Source organism: Streptomyces sp. MAI_2237, assembly GCF_054189285.1.
Genome location: NZ_JAJPGQ010000003.1, coordinates 609,737 through 623,347, shown reverse-complemented (window position 1 = coordinate 623,347; position 13,611 = coordinate 609,737). Strand labels below are relative to the sequence as shown.

Genomic DNA, 13,611 nt, shown 5'->3' with positions numbered 1-13,611 from the left:
CGACGGGTCTCGTGGCGTGGCGTCCGTAGGCCCGTGGGTCCTATGACTGGTACGGGTTGTACGCGGGGTACGGCGTCGTCGGATACGTGGGGTACGTCTGCTGCCCGTGCGTCCCGTACGCCCCGTAGCCGCCGTGGCCCGGCCACGGCGGTGCCATCACCGGTACCGGCGGGGCCGTCGCGCGTGCCGCGTAGTTCAGGGCCGGTCCCGCGATCTCCCGCCGGTTCCACAGCTCCGCCAGCAGCTCGCGCTCCCGTACGGCGAAGTCGGCGCCGGCCCGCCCACGGCGCCCCCGGTGCCGCAGGAACGCCAGCGACGTGGCGTACGCCTCGTACTGCAGGACCGCCTGCGCGGCCGGCTTGCCGAAGTGGTGGGCGGCGTGGTCGCGGGCCAGTCGCCGCGCCCGCATCGAGCCCAGCGCGAACGGCTCGGCCGGCGTCAGCCAGCCCGCGGCGGCGTAGGCGGGCAGCTCCTCGCGCACGGTGCGCAGCTCGCGCTGCCGCGTCCAGATGACCAGCCAGGTCAGCAGCCCGAACGTGGGCACCATGAAGACGGCGTACACGGCGAAGAATCCGAATTCCCCGAACGTCGAGGAGCCGTTCCACATGGCGTGCATGCCCATCGCGAGCAGCAGGCCGCACAGCGGGATCAGCAGGCGCCGGACGTGCTGCCGCTCGGCCGCCGTCGCGGCGAGACCGAAGCCGATGCCGGTCAGCACGGTGAAGAGGGGGTGCGCGAACGGCGACATGATGACGCGCACGAAGAAGGTCGCCGCCGTCACGGAGGCGATGCCGCGGTCACCGGTGAGCTGGTCGGTGCCGAAGGCGGTGCCCAGGTAGAGGATGTTCTCGGTGAACGCGAAGCCGGTCGCGGTGATGCCGGCTATCACCACCCCGTCGACGATGCCCGTGAAGTCCCGTCTGCGGAAGAGGAAGACGAGCAGGACGGCGGCGGCCTTGGCGGACTCCTCGACGACCGGCGCTATCACGGTCGCGCCGAGGGTGTCCGCGCTCGACGGGTCCGCGGTCGCCGTCGCTATCCATCTGGTCGCGAAACTGTTGGCGACGATCGCTATGAGCGCCGCCGCGCAGGCGCCCCAGGCGAAGGCGAACAGCAGGTTCCGCCAGGGGCCGGGGGCGACCCGGTCGAGCCAGCGGAAGGCGGCTATGAGCAGCGGTACGGGCAGTACCGCGAGCCCGAGCCCGACCAGGAATCCCTCGGTGCCGGTCTGTTGGCGCACCAGGGCCAGGATGACGAGCCCGGACAGGGCGAGCAGCGTGCTGAGCGCTCCGTAGCGCACCCACCTGCGCTGCCACCAGTGCGCGTGCCCGAGCGCCCCGCTCGCCGGACCACCGGGGTGCGGCGAGTGCGGCGGGTGTGTCGGGTACGGGGGAAAGGTGGCCACGGCATTGACCCTAACGAGCGAAGGCGCCGCCCGCGATGGCGTATCGCGTTGACCGCGGGGGCCTCAGGCGCCGGTGGGGGGCTGGTTGTGGTGCTGTACGCGCCGGAAGAGCAGGTCGTTCACGACATGTCCCTTGTCCAGTCCCTGGCCCTCGAAACGGGTGAGCGGCCGGAAGTCCGGACGGGGCGAGAAACCGCCGTCGGGCCGCGTGTTCTCGAATTCCGGATGCGCCGTGAGGACTTCGAGCATCTGTTCGGCATACGGCTCCCAGTCCGTCGCGCAGTGCACGATCCCGCCCGGTCTGATTCGGGTGGCGGCGAGGTCGAGGAACTCCGGCTGGATCAGCCGCCGCTTGTGGTGGCGCTTCTTCGGCCAGGGGTCGGGGAAGTACACGCGCAGCCCGTCCAGCGCGTCGGGCGTGAGCATCTCGCGCAGCAGGATGATGGCGTCGCCGTTGCCGACCCGGACGTTGGACAGTCCGTTCTGGTCGGCGAGGTTGAGCAGGTTGCCCTGGCCGGGGGTGTGCACGTCGACGGCGAGGATGTTGGTGCCGGGGTCGGCGGCGGCCATCTGCGCGGTGGCCTCGCCCATCCCGAAGCCGATCTCCAGGACGACGGGGTTGTCGTTGCCGAAGAGCTCCGCGAGGTCGATGACGCGCTGTCCGTCGATGTCCAGCCCCCACTTGGGCCACAGCCGCTGGAGCGCGTCCGCCTGTCCCGCGGTCACCCGGCTGCGCCGCGGCTGGAAGCTCCGGATCCGCCGCTCGAAGTGCGAACCGGCCGGGTCGGCCCTCGGGCCGTCCGGGAAGCGGGGCTCCCCCTTGGCCCTGGTGTGCCGGACGGAGACACCGGGGGCGTGCGCGGACCGCCCGGCGGGCTCCGCTGAGGCGGGAGCGGCGGGCCGGGGGGCTTCGGGGGCGTTGGGCAAGTCAGACACAGTGGAGTCGATTTTACGGGGACGGCGGCTCGCCCGGACCGCCCCTCCTCTTCCGGGTTCCGGCGGCCTCACACCGATCCGAGCATCGTCAGCGCCCTCCTGGCCACCTCCCGCCCGATGGGCAGCGAGGCGGTGGCGGCCGGTGAGGGTGCGTTCAGCACGTGCACCGCCCGCGGCCCCTCCTTGATCATGAAGTCGTCCACGAGTGCCCCGTCCCGCAGCACCGCCTGCGCCCGCACACCGGCGGCTGTCGGCACGAGGTCGTCCGCCGTCACCGCCGGCAGCAGCCTGCGCACCGCCGTCGTGAACGCCGCCCTGGACACCGACCGGCGCAGCTCTCCCGCCCCGTACCGCCAGTGCCGCCGGGCCAGCTGCCAGGAGCCGGGCCACGCGAGCGTGCCCGCGAGTTCCCGAGGTCGTACGACGCCCCAGCCGTACCCCTCCCGGGCCAGCGCCGGCACCGCGTTGGGCCCGATGTGCACGCCCCCGTCGATGCCGCGCGTGAGGTGCACCCCGAGGAAGGGGAACGCCGGGTCCGGCACCGGATACACCAGTCCCCGCACCAGCTCGGGCCGCGCCAGCTCGTAGTACTCGCCCCGGAACGGCACGATCCGCATCTCCGGGTCGTCCCCGGTCATCCGGGCGACCTCGTCGCAGTACAGCCCGGCGCAGTTCACCAGCACCCGCGCGCGTACGACGTCGCCGGTCCGGGTGCGCACGGCGACCCCCAGCCCGGGCCGCCGGTCGATGTGCTCGACCCGGGCGCCGTAGCGGATCTCCGCTCCCGAGCCGTGGGCGAGCTGCCGGGCGACGCCGACGAAGTCGCACACGCTCGTCGTCCCGACGTGTATGGCGGCGAGCCCGCGCACCTCCGGTTCGTACTCGGCGATCTGCGGGGCGCCCAGCTCCCGTACCGGAATGCCGTTCTCCCGGCCGCGCTGCACCAGCGCGTGCAGGCGCGGCAGCTCGGCCTTGTCGGTGGCGACGATCAGCTTTCCGGTGACGGCGTGCGCGATGCCGTACTCCGCGCAGAACTTCACCATCTCCGCGGCACCACGCACCGCGTAGCGGGCCTTCAGCGACCCGGGGCGGTAGTAGATCCCGCTGTGGATGACCCCGCTGTTGCGGCCCGTCTGGTGGCGGGCCGGGCCGCCCTCCTTCTCCAGCACCGTGACCCGGGTGCCGGGCGCGGCCCGCGTGATCGCATACGCCGTGGACAGCCCGACGATGCCCCCACCGATCACGAGCACGTCACAGTCGTACGCGACCTCGGCACGCACCTGCACCACCTCCCACCACCGATAGTGCACTGCGCCACTGACAGTCACTTCAAACGCGCGGAAGCGCACCGGCGGAAAGGGGCGTCCCTCACGCCGGAGCCATCAGCAGCGGGCGGGCCCGCTCCCGCAGCTCCACCACCCGCGGCTCGTCGCCGTACGGCTCGAGCCGGTGCAGCAGGTCCTTCACGTACTCGGTGGTGCGCGCCGACGAGATGCGCCCGGCGACCTCCACCGCCCGCACGCCCTGCTCGCACGCCGCGTCGAGATTGCCCGACTCCAGCTCGGCCACCGCCGAGACGACGAGCCGCAGTCCGTGCGAGCGCACGAACTCCTCCGTCGGCTTCGACAGCGCCTGCTCGGTGAAGCGCCGTACCTGACGTGGCGCCTTCAGGTCGCGGTAGCACTCGGCGGCGTCCGCGGCGAACCGGTCGTAGGAGTAGAAGCCCAGCCAGGAGGGGTCGTTGTCGCCCTCCCGGGACCGCTCGAGCCAGCCCTCCGCGGCCTTCAGCGCCGCACCCGCCGCCTGCGCGTCTCCGGCACGCGCGTGTGCCCGCGCCTCGACGAGCCGGAAGAAGCTCATGGTGCGGGCCGTGGCCAGCCCGCGGTTGCGCTCCAGCGCGGCCTGCGCGAGGTCGACGCCCTCGTCGCCGAAGCCCCGGTAGGTCGCCTGCAGCGACATCGACGCCAGCACATAGCCGCCGAGGGGCACGTCGGCGGCGGCGCGGGCGAGCCGCAGTGCCTGGATGTAGTACCGCTGCGCGGCCTCCTGCTGCCCGGTGTCGAACGCCATCCACCCGGCGAGCCGCGTCAGCTCCGCCGAGGCGCCGAACAGCGCCCTGCCCACCTCGTCCGAGTACGAGCCGAGCAGCAGCGGCGCCGCCTCCACCCGTAAACACTCGGGCACCATGGACGAACGCCAGTCGCCGCCTCCGTACTTGGAGTCCCAGCGCCTGGCGTCCTCGGCGGCCTCCCGCAACTTCTGCACGTCGCTGTGGCCGACTTTGAGCGGTGCGCCCGAGCCCTCCGCGGAGTTCGCCTCGCGCGCCACCGAACTGTCGGCCGGGGTTATCAGCCATCGTGAGGCGGGCGTCGCGTACGCGCTTACCGCGAACGATCCGGCCAACGACTGCCAGATGCCACCGGAGCCGGCCCGGCGCCCGGCCAGGTCGAGGCGGTAGAGCTCCGTCGCCGACCTCACCGCCTGTCCGACGTCCCTGGGGAAGGCGAGGCCCACTTCGGGTGCGGGATCCGCGTCCGCCAGGCCGATCTCGTGGAGCGGCACCGGACGGCCGAGCTTCTGGCCGATCGCGGCGGCGATCAGGTGCGGGGCGGCACCCTGCGGCACCATGCCCTTCGACACCCAGCGCGCCACCGACGTCTTGTCGTAGCGAAGTGTCAGACCACGCTGTGCGCCAAGGTCGTTGACGCGACGCGCGAGGCCTGCGTTGCTGATTCCCGCGAGGGCGAGAACGGCGCCGAGTTTTTCGTTCGGCCCGCGTTGCTCCCTGGACATGCGCCACCCCTCGACACAGACGGCTGCCGCGCTGGCATAACCACGCGGCATTCGTAAACCCAGCGTAGTTCGCCGCATCCCAAGCGTTAAGGGGCATTGTTCCGGATGGCGAGATTGTGGTCCGTACTGAAGTACGGGTCCGATACGCGCAGTTGCGCCGTGCTCCTGTTGTGTGGCCGTGCGCCCGCCCGTGCGCTCTTCTCCGGCCACCGGGGGAGCGGTTCCATGGGTCGTGCGTGGGTCGGCCCGCTGTACTGGATCCAGTGGGCTGGGGGACACCGCCACCTCCATCCCCGCGGGTGGCGGAACGGTCCGGGAGGCGGACTCCGTCTCCCGGGCTGCGCGCAGGAGTTGACGGTGTGCGAAGCGTGTACAGAGCGTGTCCACACCTGTCCCCGCGTCACCAATTTGGCTGAAAATCGACCCCGCATGCACGCGGCGATTACCGCTCCTACCACGGCAGTTGAGGGCGCGAACGGCGTTTTCGGGGCGCACGGCGGGGGCGCATTCACGTCGCAGTCCCCCTGGTCGGCAGGGGTGTCCGGGCCACCGGATCACCCTCGTCAGGGGGAGCGCCCCGGCGCGTTCTGGGGATCACAAGCCGCTCCACGGCCCTTCCACCGCGCCTTCTTCATGGCAGCATGGGGAACCGGTTCGTACGGTGCACTGGTTGTCCCCAGTCCGTGGAGGCGTCGATGCGGTGGTTGGTGGGATGGAGCAGCACCGCCCCGGCGACCGCCGGCATCGGTACCGCGGGGGCCACCGGAAGCGACGGAGAGACCGTGCACCCGGTCGGCTCCCAGCTCCTGTGGGGCGATCCCGACCCGCTGTGGGCGGTCGGCGACTGGCGCCCCGACGAGGTGCGGGTGGTCCGCGCCGACCCCCAGACCCGTATCGCGGTCCTGGGCACCTGTGCCGCCTCCGACGAGCAGCTGCGGGTCGCGCTGTTCGCCGCGCGCGGGGGCGCACTGCGTCATCTCACGGCCTGGCCCGGCAGCTACACGGCCATTGTCCAGGTGGGCCGCCGCATCACCGTCTGCGGCGATCTGGCAGGTGCCCGCCCGGTCTTCTACACGCCGTGGGCGGGCGGCACGGCCTATGCGACCGCCGCGCTCCCTCTCGCCGACCTCATCGAGGCCAACCTCGACTTCGGCCATCTGGCGGCCCTCCTCGCCGCCCCGGACGTCCCGGCCGCGCTGCACGACTCCACCCCGTACGACGGAGTTCGGCGCATTCCACCGGGGCACGCGCTGATCCTGCGCACCGGCGCGCGCGAGATCGCCGGCTACGAGCCGGTCGCCTCCCTCGCCGTGGCGGCGCCCTCGGCCGACCCCGACAGCGCGGTGGACGCGGTGCGCGACGCGCTGGTGGAGGCGGTACGCGCGCGTCTGTCGGCGCCGCGGCACGTCCCGGGCGCCGACATAGACCCCGGCCCCGTCCCCGGGATGGGTCCGGCCGAACGCCGCGCCGCGCGCGGGATGCCGGTCGCCGGGATCGGTGCCGACCTCTCCGGCGGCCCCGCGTCGGGGACGCTCGCCCTGCTCGCCGCGGGCCTGCCGGGCATGCCGGGCACCGTCCTCGGACACGGCACCGGCGCCGGGGAACGCCTCCTGGCGGTCACTTTCAACGACCTGGCCGTCGGCGGCCGCGAGGCGGAACTGGAGCGCGCGGGCACCCTCGCGGCCAACCCCCGTCTGCACCACGTGGTCGTGACCGGCGGCGAGGAGACCCTGCCGTACGCCGACCTGGACGGCCCCCTGACCGATGAGCCCGGCCAGTCCCTGGTGACGGCCGCCCGGCACCGGGCCCGCCTGGCGTCGGGCAGCGCCGACCACCTCACCGGCTACGGCGCCCGCCAGGTCCTGGACGCCCACCCGGCCCGCCTGGCCGACCTGCTGATGGACCGCAAGCGCCGGCATCTCGTGCGCCCCGTCGCCGCGCTCGCCAAGGCGGACGGCTCGGTGTTCGTCCCCGCGCGCGTGTACGGCGCGGCCCGCCGGCTGGCCCGCACCCCGTACCGGGCGGGCCTGGAACTGCTCGCCGAACGCCTTCTGCAGCGCCGCTTCGACGAGCCCGGAGGGGCCGTCGGAGCGTCCCTCGCCGCCCTCGCCTGGGCCAGGCCCGGTCCCGCCGCACGCTGGCTGACCGGCGAGGCCCTGGCTGAAGTATCGGTTCGCCTCCAGGCGTCGACGAGCCGTTCGGGCACCGGGCCCGGGCAGCGTCCCGGCGACCACCGCGCGCGGGCCGCGCTGGCCCGCCAGGCCGCCGACATCCGCGTGCTGGAACAGGCGGCGGAGATCCGCTCGCAGCGCCTGCACGCGCCCTTCCTCGACAACCAGGTCGTCCGCGCCTGCCGCGCCCTGCCCGAGGCCCTGCGCGTCCAGCCGGGCGCCCGCGCCGCCATCCTCCGTACGGTCCTGGAGGGCGCCGGTGTGCGCGACCTCCCGCCCGGCTGGGGCGCTCCCTCCCACGCCCCGACGGCGGTCGCGGCCCGCACCGGCCTGCGGGTCTCCGCGGACTCCCTGATGGCCCTGTTCGGCACCCCGCTCCTCGCGGAGGCCGGCCTGGTGGAGGCCCGCGTCGTCCGCAAGGCCCTGCGCGCCGCGGCGGAGGGCGAGCCACTGCCCCTGGACGGCCTGGCCGACCTGGTCTCCCTCGAACTGTGGCTGCGCCGCCTCCTGGCCCGCCGAGGCACCTGCTGGACAGGGACCCCGGCCCGCCAGCGGGCGGTCCCCGGAGGCATCGCCCCGAAGAGAGGCGCCCTGGCCTCGGGAGGCGGGGCGGGGGTCGCGTGAGGGCATGACCCGCACGAGCCGCCTCCCCGGCCCCGGTGCCCCCCACACCCCGCCCGCCGAACGCCGTGCCCCCTCCCGTGCGTGACGGCCACAATGATCCGGTGCGGTACAGGATTCTGGGCGTCACCCAAGTCGAGGGCGAGAACGGCACCGTCGTGCCCGTCCCCGGCCCCCGTCTGCGCGCCCTGCTGACCGCGCTGGCCCTGCGCCCCGGCCGGGTCACCACCCCCGGCACCCTGATCGCCGAGGTGTGGACGGACGACCCGCCGGACGACGCCCCCGCCGCCCTCCAGGCCCTCGTCGGCCGCCTGCGCCGCGCCCTCGGCAAGGACGCCGTCGCCTCAGCCCCCGGCGGCTACCGGCTCACGGCCACCGAGCACGACGTCGACCTCCACGTCTTCGAGCACCTGGTCCACCGGGGCACCGCCGCCCTGGCCCGGGGCGACGCCGCCACCGCGGCCCACGTCCTCGACGAGGCCCTCGCCCTGTGGCGCGGCCCCGCCCTCGCCGACCTCCCCGACCGCACCGCCGCCGCCCGCCCCGACGCCCTCCACCTGGACGCGACCCGGGCCCGCGTCGACGCCGACCTGCGGCTGGGCCGCGCCCACACCGCCGTACCGCGCCTGAGGGAACTCACCGCCGCCCACCCTTACGACGAGCCGCTGCACGCCCTCCTCATCCGCGCCCTGCGCGACACGGGCCGCACCGCCGACGCCCTCGCCGTGTACGAGTCCACCCGCCGGGCCCTGGCCGACGGCCTCGGCACCGACCCGGGACCGGAGCTGCGGGCCCTGCACGCCGAACTCCTCGCGGCACCGGAGACCCAGGCCCGTCCCGAACCGCCCGGTCGCCCCCGGCCCCCCGCCCGCAGCGGCAACCTGCGTCCGCGACTCACCTCTTTCGTGGGCCGGGAACCGGAGCTCGACGCCATCCGTTCCGAAGTGCACAGGGCACGGCTGGTCACCCTCACCGGACCGGGCGGCTCCGGAAAGACCCGCCTCGCCGAGGAGGCGGCCGCCGGGCTCCCGCAGGCGTGGCTGGTCGAACTGGCGCCGCTGGACCGGCCCGAGGCGGTGCCGGGAGCGGTGGTCAGCGCGCTCGGCCTGCGCGAGACCGTGCTGCTGAGCACCGAGCTGACGGCCCCGCAGGACGACCCGCTCGCCCTGCTCGTCGAGTACTGCGCCCCGCGCAGCGAACTGCTGATCCTCGACAACTGCGAACACGTCATCGAGGCGGCCGCCGCCCTCGCCGAGACACTGCTCACCCACTGCCCCGGGCTCACGATCCTCGCCACCAGCCGCGAACCCCTGGGCGTCCCCGGCGAGTCGGTGCGCCCGGTCGAACCCCTCGTCCCCGACCAGGCGCGGCGCCTGTTCGAGGAGCGCGCGTCCACCGTCCGCCCCGACGCGGACACCGTGCTCCGCGACCGGGCCGCCGTCGAGGAGATCTGCCGCCGCCTGGACGGCCTGCCGCTCGCCATCGAACTGGCCGCGGCCCGGCTGCGGCTGCTCACCCCGCGGCAGATCGCCGACCGCCTCGACGACCGCTTCCGCCTCCTCACCTCCGGCAGCCGCACCGTGCTGCCCCGCCAGCAGACCCTGCGCGCCGTCGTCGACTGGTCCTGGGACCTGCTCGACGAGCGGGAGCGGACCGTCCTGCGCGAGGTCTCCGTGTTCGCCGGCGGCTGGGACCTGGAGGCGGCCGAGGCCGTGTGCACCGGCCCCGCCGCCGACCTGGTCGGCGCGCTCGTCGACAAGTCCCTGATCGTGGCCGCCCCGTACACCGACCCGTACGAGGAGAGCGGCTCCGGCACCATGCGGTACCGCCTGCTGGAGACCATCCACGAGTACGCCGCCGAGCGCGCCGCCGAGGTCCCCGTGCTGCGCGCCGAGGCCGAGCGCCGGCACCGCGCGTGGGTGCGCGCCCTCGTCACACAGGCCGAGCCACGGCTGCGCTCGGCCGGCCAGCTCCCGTGGATCTCCCGCCTGGAGACCGAGCTGGACAACATCCGCGCCGCCCTCGACCGCGCCCTCGCCCGCGGCGACGAGGAGGAGGCGGGCGCCCTCACGCTGGCCATGGGCTGGTTCTGGTGGCTGCGCAACTACCGCCACGAGGCGACGAGTTGGGTCGACCGGGCCGTCCGCCTGGGCGCGGGCGTGGACCCGTACGACACCTCGGTCGACCCCGTGGACGCCTGCCTGACCGCCGCGGACGGCGAGGAGCCCGGCCCCCTGCGCACCCTCCGGATGAACCTCCGGATGCTCCACCTCTTCCTCAAGTCGGACGCCGAGCCGATGGACGCCGACCCGGACGAGCCACTGCGCGCGTACGTCACCCGGGTGCGGGCGTTCTTCGAGCCGGGCGGCCCCGAGGCGGCCCGCTTCCCCGGGCTCGTCTGGCCGATGACCGCCTTCGTCCTGAGCAGCTGGCAGGAGGTGCTGGCCGCCATGAACGTCACCGTGGCCAACTGCCGCGCCCACGGCGACGACTGGGCGGTCGGCGTCGCCCTGATGATCCGCACCCACATGGCCGTCGACTCGCCGGGCGGGATGAAGGGCGTCGACGAGGACCTCGCCGAGCTGCGGGCGATCAGCCGGCGCGTCGGCGACCGCTGGATGCGGGCCCAGGTGTGCAGCGCGGCCGGCGAGGCGGCCATGGCACGGGCCCGGTACGCGGAGGCCAAGGGCGAGTACGAGGAGGCGCTGCGGCTGGCCTACGAGGTGGGCGCGTACGCGGAGACGCCGTTCCTGATGGCCCGGCTCGCGGAGTTCGCCTACCGCGCGGGCGACCGGCCCGGCGCGTTGCGGGCGCTGGACGAGGCGTCGGACGCAGCCGACCGTTACGGCGTCGCCGACTCCCGGGCGTTCGTCCTGCTCATGCGGGCCCATCTGGCCCTCGACGACAAGGACACCGTCCGGGCGCGCGAACTGTGCGAGGCGGCCCGGGCGGAGACCCAACGGGGTTCACCGCCACCGCAGTTCACGGTGATGCTGGACGCGATCGACGCGAGGGTGACGGTCGTCGAGTCCGGTCCGCGGCCCGGACTGGCCAAACTCGTCGACACCGTACGGGAGTCGGTGGAACGGCGCTGTGCCGACGCGATCACGGCGACCCTCCTGGACGGCACGGCGGTCGTGCTGTGCGACCTCGGCGACCACGCGCGCGTGGCCCGCCTGCTGGCGGCCGCCGACCGGCTGCGGGACGGTCATCCGCGCCTGGCCCCGGAGCGCGCCGAGGCCGAGCGCGCGGAGGCGGCCACCCGCGCCGCGCTGGGCGACCGGCGGTGGGAGGCGGAGTACGCCGCGGGCGCGGCCCTCGGCCCCGACGCCTGGTTGGCCGACCTCGACGAGGCGTTGCGCGGCGGTGCGGCCGACGGGGAGCAGGGGACGCCCGTCGGGCCCGATGCGCGCTAGGCGCAGGTGAACCTCGACTCGGCCCAGTCCGCGAGCGTGAGCGCGTCGAAGCCGTTGCGCGGCTCGACGACCAGCCGTACGGTCCGGCGCCCGGCGAGGTTCACCTGCACGGGGACCGCCGGTTCACCGGCCTCCACCAGACCCGACCGCCACAGCCGGGTGCCGTCGGCGTAGACGGAGAAGTGGACCTTGCCCAGCCCGAGGGTCATGTCGTCGATGCCGACCAGGGCGTCGTAGGCGGTGCAGCTGCGGTTGAGGTCGATCGTGACGGAGGACCGGCCGTGCACGGTCACCCCGTGGGCGTACCGCTTGTCGTCGACGGACAGGCCGTGGCGCTGCCACACCCAGCTGCTGCCGCCGATCCGCATCTCGGGTCCGGTGCCGTCGCCGCTGACGTCGTAGGCGAGCTCGCTCCACTCGAAGACGGCCGGAGCGGGCGGCGGGGGCGGCGGGGGCGGCGGGGGCGGCACCGGGGTCGGTGTGGGGGTGGGTGAGGGCTTCGGCCCGGACGTCGGCGTCGGCCTGGGCTTCGGTGCCGGTGGGGGAGCGGCCTTCGGCGTCGGCGAGGGTGTCGGCCGGTGCGCCGGGGTCGGCGCGGTGGTGGGGGCGGCCGCGGGCACGATCGCCGGGGGCTCCGGCTCGGGCCGCTTCGTCGAGGGCTTCGGCGACTCGGGCCGCACGACCGGCGAGGAGACGGGCGGCTTGGCGTCGGGCTTTCTGGCGGGACTGTCGTGGCCGGCGAGGGCGAGGGCCACCGCGGCGGCGGCCACCGCGACGACGCCGGCCGCGATACCGGCCTTCACCGGCGCTCCCAGCCCCTCGGAGGCCGCCGCACCGCCGGCCGTGCCCGCCCCGCCGGACGAGCCGCCGGCCGCCGCGGCCGCACCCGCGCCCGCCGCACCCGCTCCGGCCGCTCCACCGGCGACGAGGCCGACCGCCTTGGCGTACCCGGCGGCCCCGAACCAGCCGATGACGGCGACCGGGACGACCGCCGGGATGCCGCCGGCGACCTCCTTGATCTGACCGGCGGCCAGCCGGCACTTGGCGCACTCCTCCAGGTGCTTGCGCAGTCCGCGCTCCGCACGGGTGCGCAGGCCGCCGCGCGCGTAGGCGCCGAGCCGGTCGGCGTAGCGGGCGCACTCCTCGTCGGCCACGAGGGCGGCGCTGACGTGCGCCTGGAGATACGCCTGCTTCAGGCCCTCGCGGGCACGGGAGGCGAGCACGCGCGTGCCGTTGGCGTCCAGCCCGAAGAGCGTGGCGACCTCGCTGGGCGACTCGTCCTCGACCTCGGTGTGCCACAGCACCGCCTGCCAGCGCTCGGGCAGCGACCGGAACGCCCGCATCGCCATGGACTGCTCGGCCTCGTGCAGGGCGCGCACGTCGGCACCGAGGTCCAGGGTGTCGTGGTCGGCGACCTCGGACGAGTGCGCCGCCTGCGCGGCGAACACCGCGAAGTCGTCGACGAGTTGCTCACGCTTGGCGGACTTGGTCCAGCCGGCTGCCACCCGCCGCACGGAGGTGAGCAGGTACGCGCGTACGGCGTGCTTGGGGCCGTGCCCCCTGCGGACCGCCTGCAGCATGCCGGCGAAGACCTCGGCGGTGAGGTCGTCGGCGGTGTGGCCGTCGCGGCAGCAGGTGCGGGCGTAGCGGCGCACGGCGTCGGCGTGGCGCCGGTACAGCGCCTCGTACGCGCTGTCGTCGCCCGAGCGCATCCGCTCGATCAGATCGGCGTCGGAAGCGGGCAGCTCCCTCGGGGGCGGCAGGGCGCCACTGTCCTCCCGCCGGTCGCGCTGGGCCGGGACGCTGCCCTCGACGGGTTCCCCGGCCTGGGCCGGAATGGAGGGGCGTCCCCCCTGGAGCGGCACCTGCGGCGAGGCGCCGTCCTCCGGGTCACCGTCGCCGAGTGACTCGTCCCGCCCGTCAACGCTCATCGCGGAAAGCCCCCGCCGCCTGCCCTACCGGTCCCGAACACCGGGTCAGAGTGCCATATTGGCTTTTGGTCAGGGCCCCTGCCGGGTGATCCTTCCACTCGTCCGTGGGGACTTGCCGTGCATCAGTACTAGCCGTCACTCGTTCGGGGAAGCCTCAATTGATCTCCGCGCGGCGGCAGTTGGTCAAGATGCCCGAAACGTCGGAGATGTCCTGTGTGGAGTGGCGGCGTACGCGGGAGGCGCGGGGCCTGCGGCGCCCGCGCCTTGTAGTCACGCGTTCGAGTGAGTCGTACGGACCACCGGATTGACCCACCACCCACGCCGGCCGATGGACGCGC

Annotated in this window: 7 protein-coding genes; 2 read left to right on the top strand and 5 right to left on the bottom strand. The window is 74.5% G+C overall.

Going from position 1 to position 13,611, the window contains the following annotated elements:
- Positions 1 to 40: 40 nt before the first annotated feature.
- From LN251_RS13070 to LN251_RS13055, 4 genes are all read right to left on the bottom strand, one after another.
- The gene (locus tag LN251_RS13070; protein WP_458244593.1) at positions 41 to 1,405 is read right to left on the bottom strand and encodes a PrsW family intramembrane metalloprotease; all 1,365 of its coding nucleotides are present in this window, start codon (positions 1,403 to 1,405) and stop codon (positions 41 to 43) included.
- 63 nt (positions 1,406 to 1,468) lie between these two features.
- Positions 1,469 to 2,341 (bottom strand): tRNA (guanosine(46)-N7)-methyltransferase TrmB, encoded by an 873-nt coding sequence (gene trmB, locus LN251_RS13065; RefSeq protein ID WP_458244592.1) that lies wholly within the window; start codon positions 2,339 to 2,341, stop codon positions 1,469 to 1,471.
- Positions 2,342 to 2,409: 68 nt separating this feature from the next.
- The gene (gene lhgO, locus LN251_RS13060) at positions 2,410 to 3,630 is read right to left on the bottom strand and encodes an L-2-hydroxyglutarate oxidase (protein ID WP_458244591.1); all 1,221 of its coding nucleotides are present in this window, start codon (positions 3,628 to 3,630) and stop codon (positions 2,410 to 2,412) included.
- A gap of 79 nt (positions 3,631 to 3,709) precedes the next feature.
- The gene (locus tag LN251_RS13055; RefSeq protein WP_200704622.1) at positions 3,710 to 5,134 is read right to left on the bottom strand and encodes an MFS transporter; all 1,425 of its coding nucleotides are present in this window, start codon (positions 5,132 to 5,134) and stop codon (positions 3,710 to 3,712) included.
- A gap of 695 nt (positions 5,135 to 5,829) precedes the next feature.
- Between LN251_RS13055 and LN251_RS13050 the strand changes: the two genes are divergently transcribed.
- Together LN251_RS13050 and LN251_RS13045 are read left to right on the top strand one after the other, a co-directional pair.
- On the top strand, positions 5,830 to 7,929 hold the full coding sequence (locus tag LN251_RS13050) for an asparagine synthase-related protein (protein ID WP_458244590.1): 2,100 nt from the start codon (positions 5,830 to 5,832) through the stop codon (positions 7,927 to 7,929).
- A 101-nt stretch (positions 7,930 to 8,030) separates the two neighbouring features.
- The gene (locus tag LN251_RS13045; protein ID WP_458244589.1) at positions 8,031 to 11,342 is read left to right on the top strand and encodes an ATP-binding protein; all 3,312 of its coding nucleotides are present in this window, start codon (positions 8,031 to 8,033) and stop codon (positions 11,340 to 11,342) included.
- On the opposite strand, the gene LN251_RS13040 is transcribed toward LN251_RS13045, so the two are convergent.
- Positions 11,339 to 13,273 (bottom strand): sigma-70 family RNA polymerase sigma factor, encoded by a 1,935-nt coding sequence (locus tag LN251_RS13040; protein WP_458244588.1) that lies wholly within the window; start codon positions 13,271 to 13,273, stop codon positions 11,339 to 11,341. The genes LN251_RS13045 and LN251_RS13040 overlap by 4 nt on opposite strands.
- Positions 13,274 to 13,611 lie beyond the last annotated feature (338 nt).

Excerpts from the sequence above, each read along its gene's own strand:
- LN251_RS13055 (WP_200704622.1), bottom strand. The coding sequence starts at position 5,134 with ATGTCCAGGGAGCAACGCGGGCCGAACGAAAAACTCGGCGCCGTTCTC.
- LN251_RS13050 (WP_458244590.1), top strand. The coding sequence starts at position 5,830 with ATGCGGTGGTTGGTGGGATGGAGCAGCACCGCCCCGGCGACCGCCGGC.
- LN251_RS13040 (WP_458244588.1), bottom strand. The coding sequence starts at position 13,273 with ATGAGCGTTGACGGGCGGGACGAGTCACTCGGCGACGGTGACCCGGAG.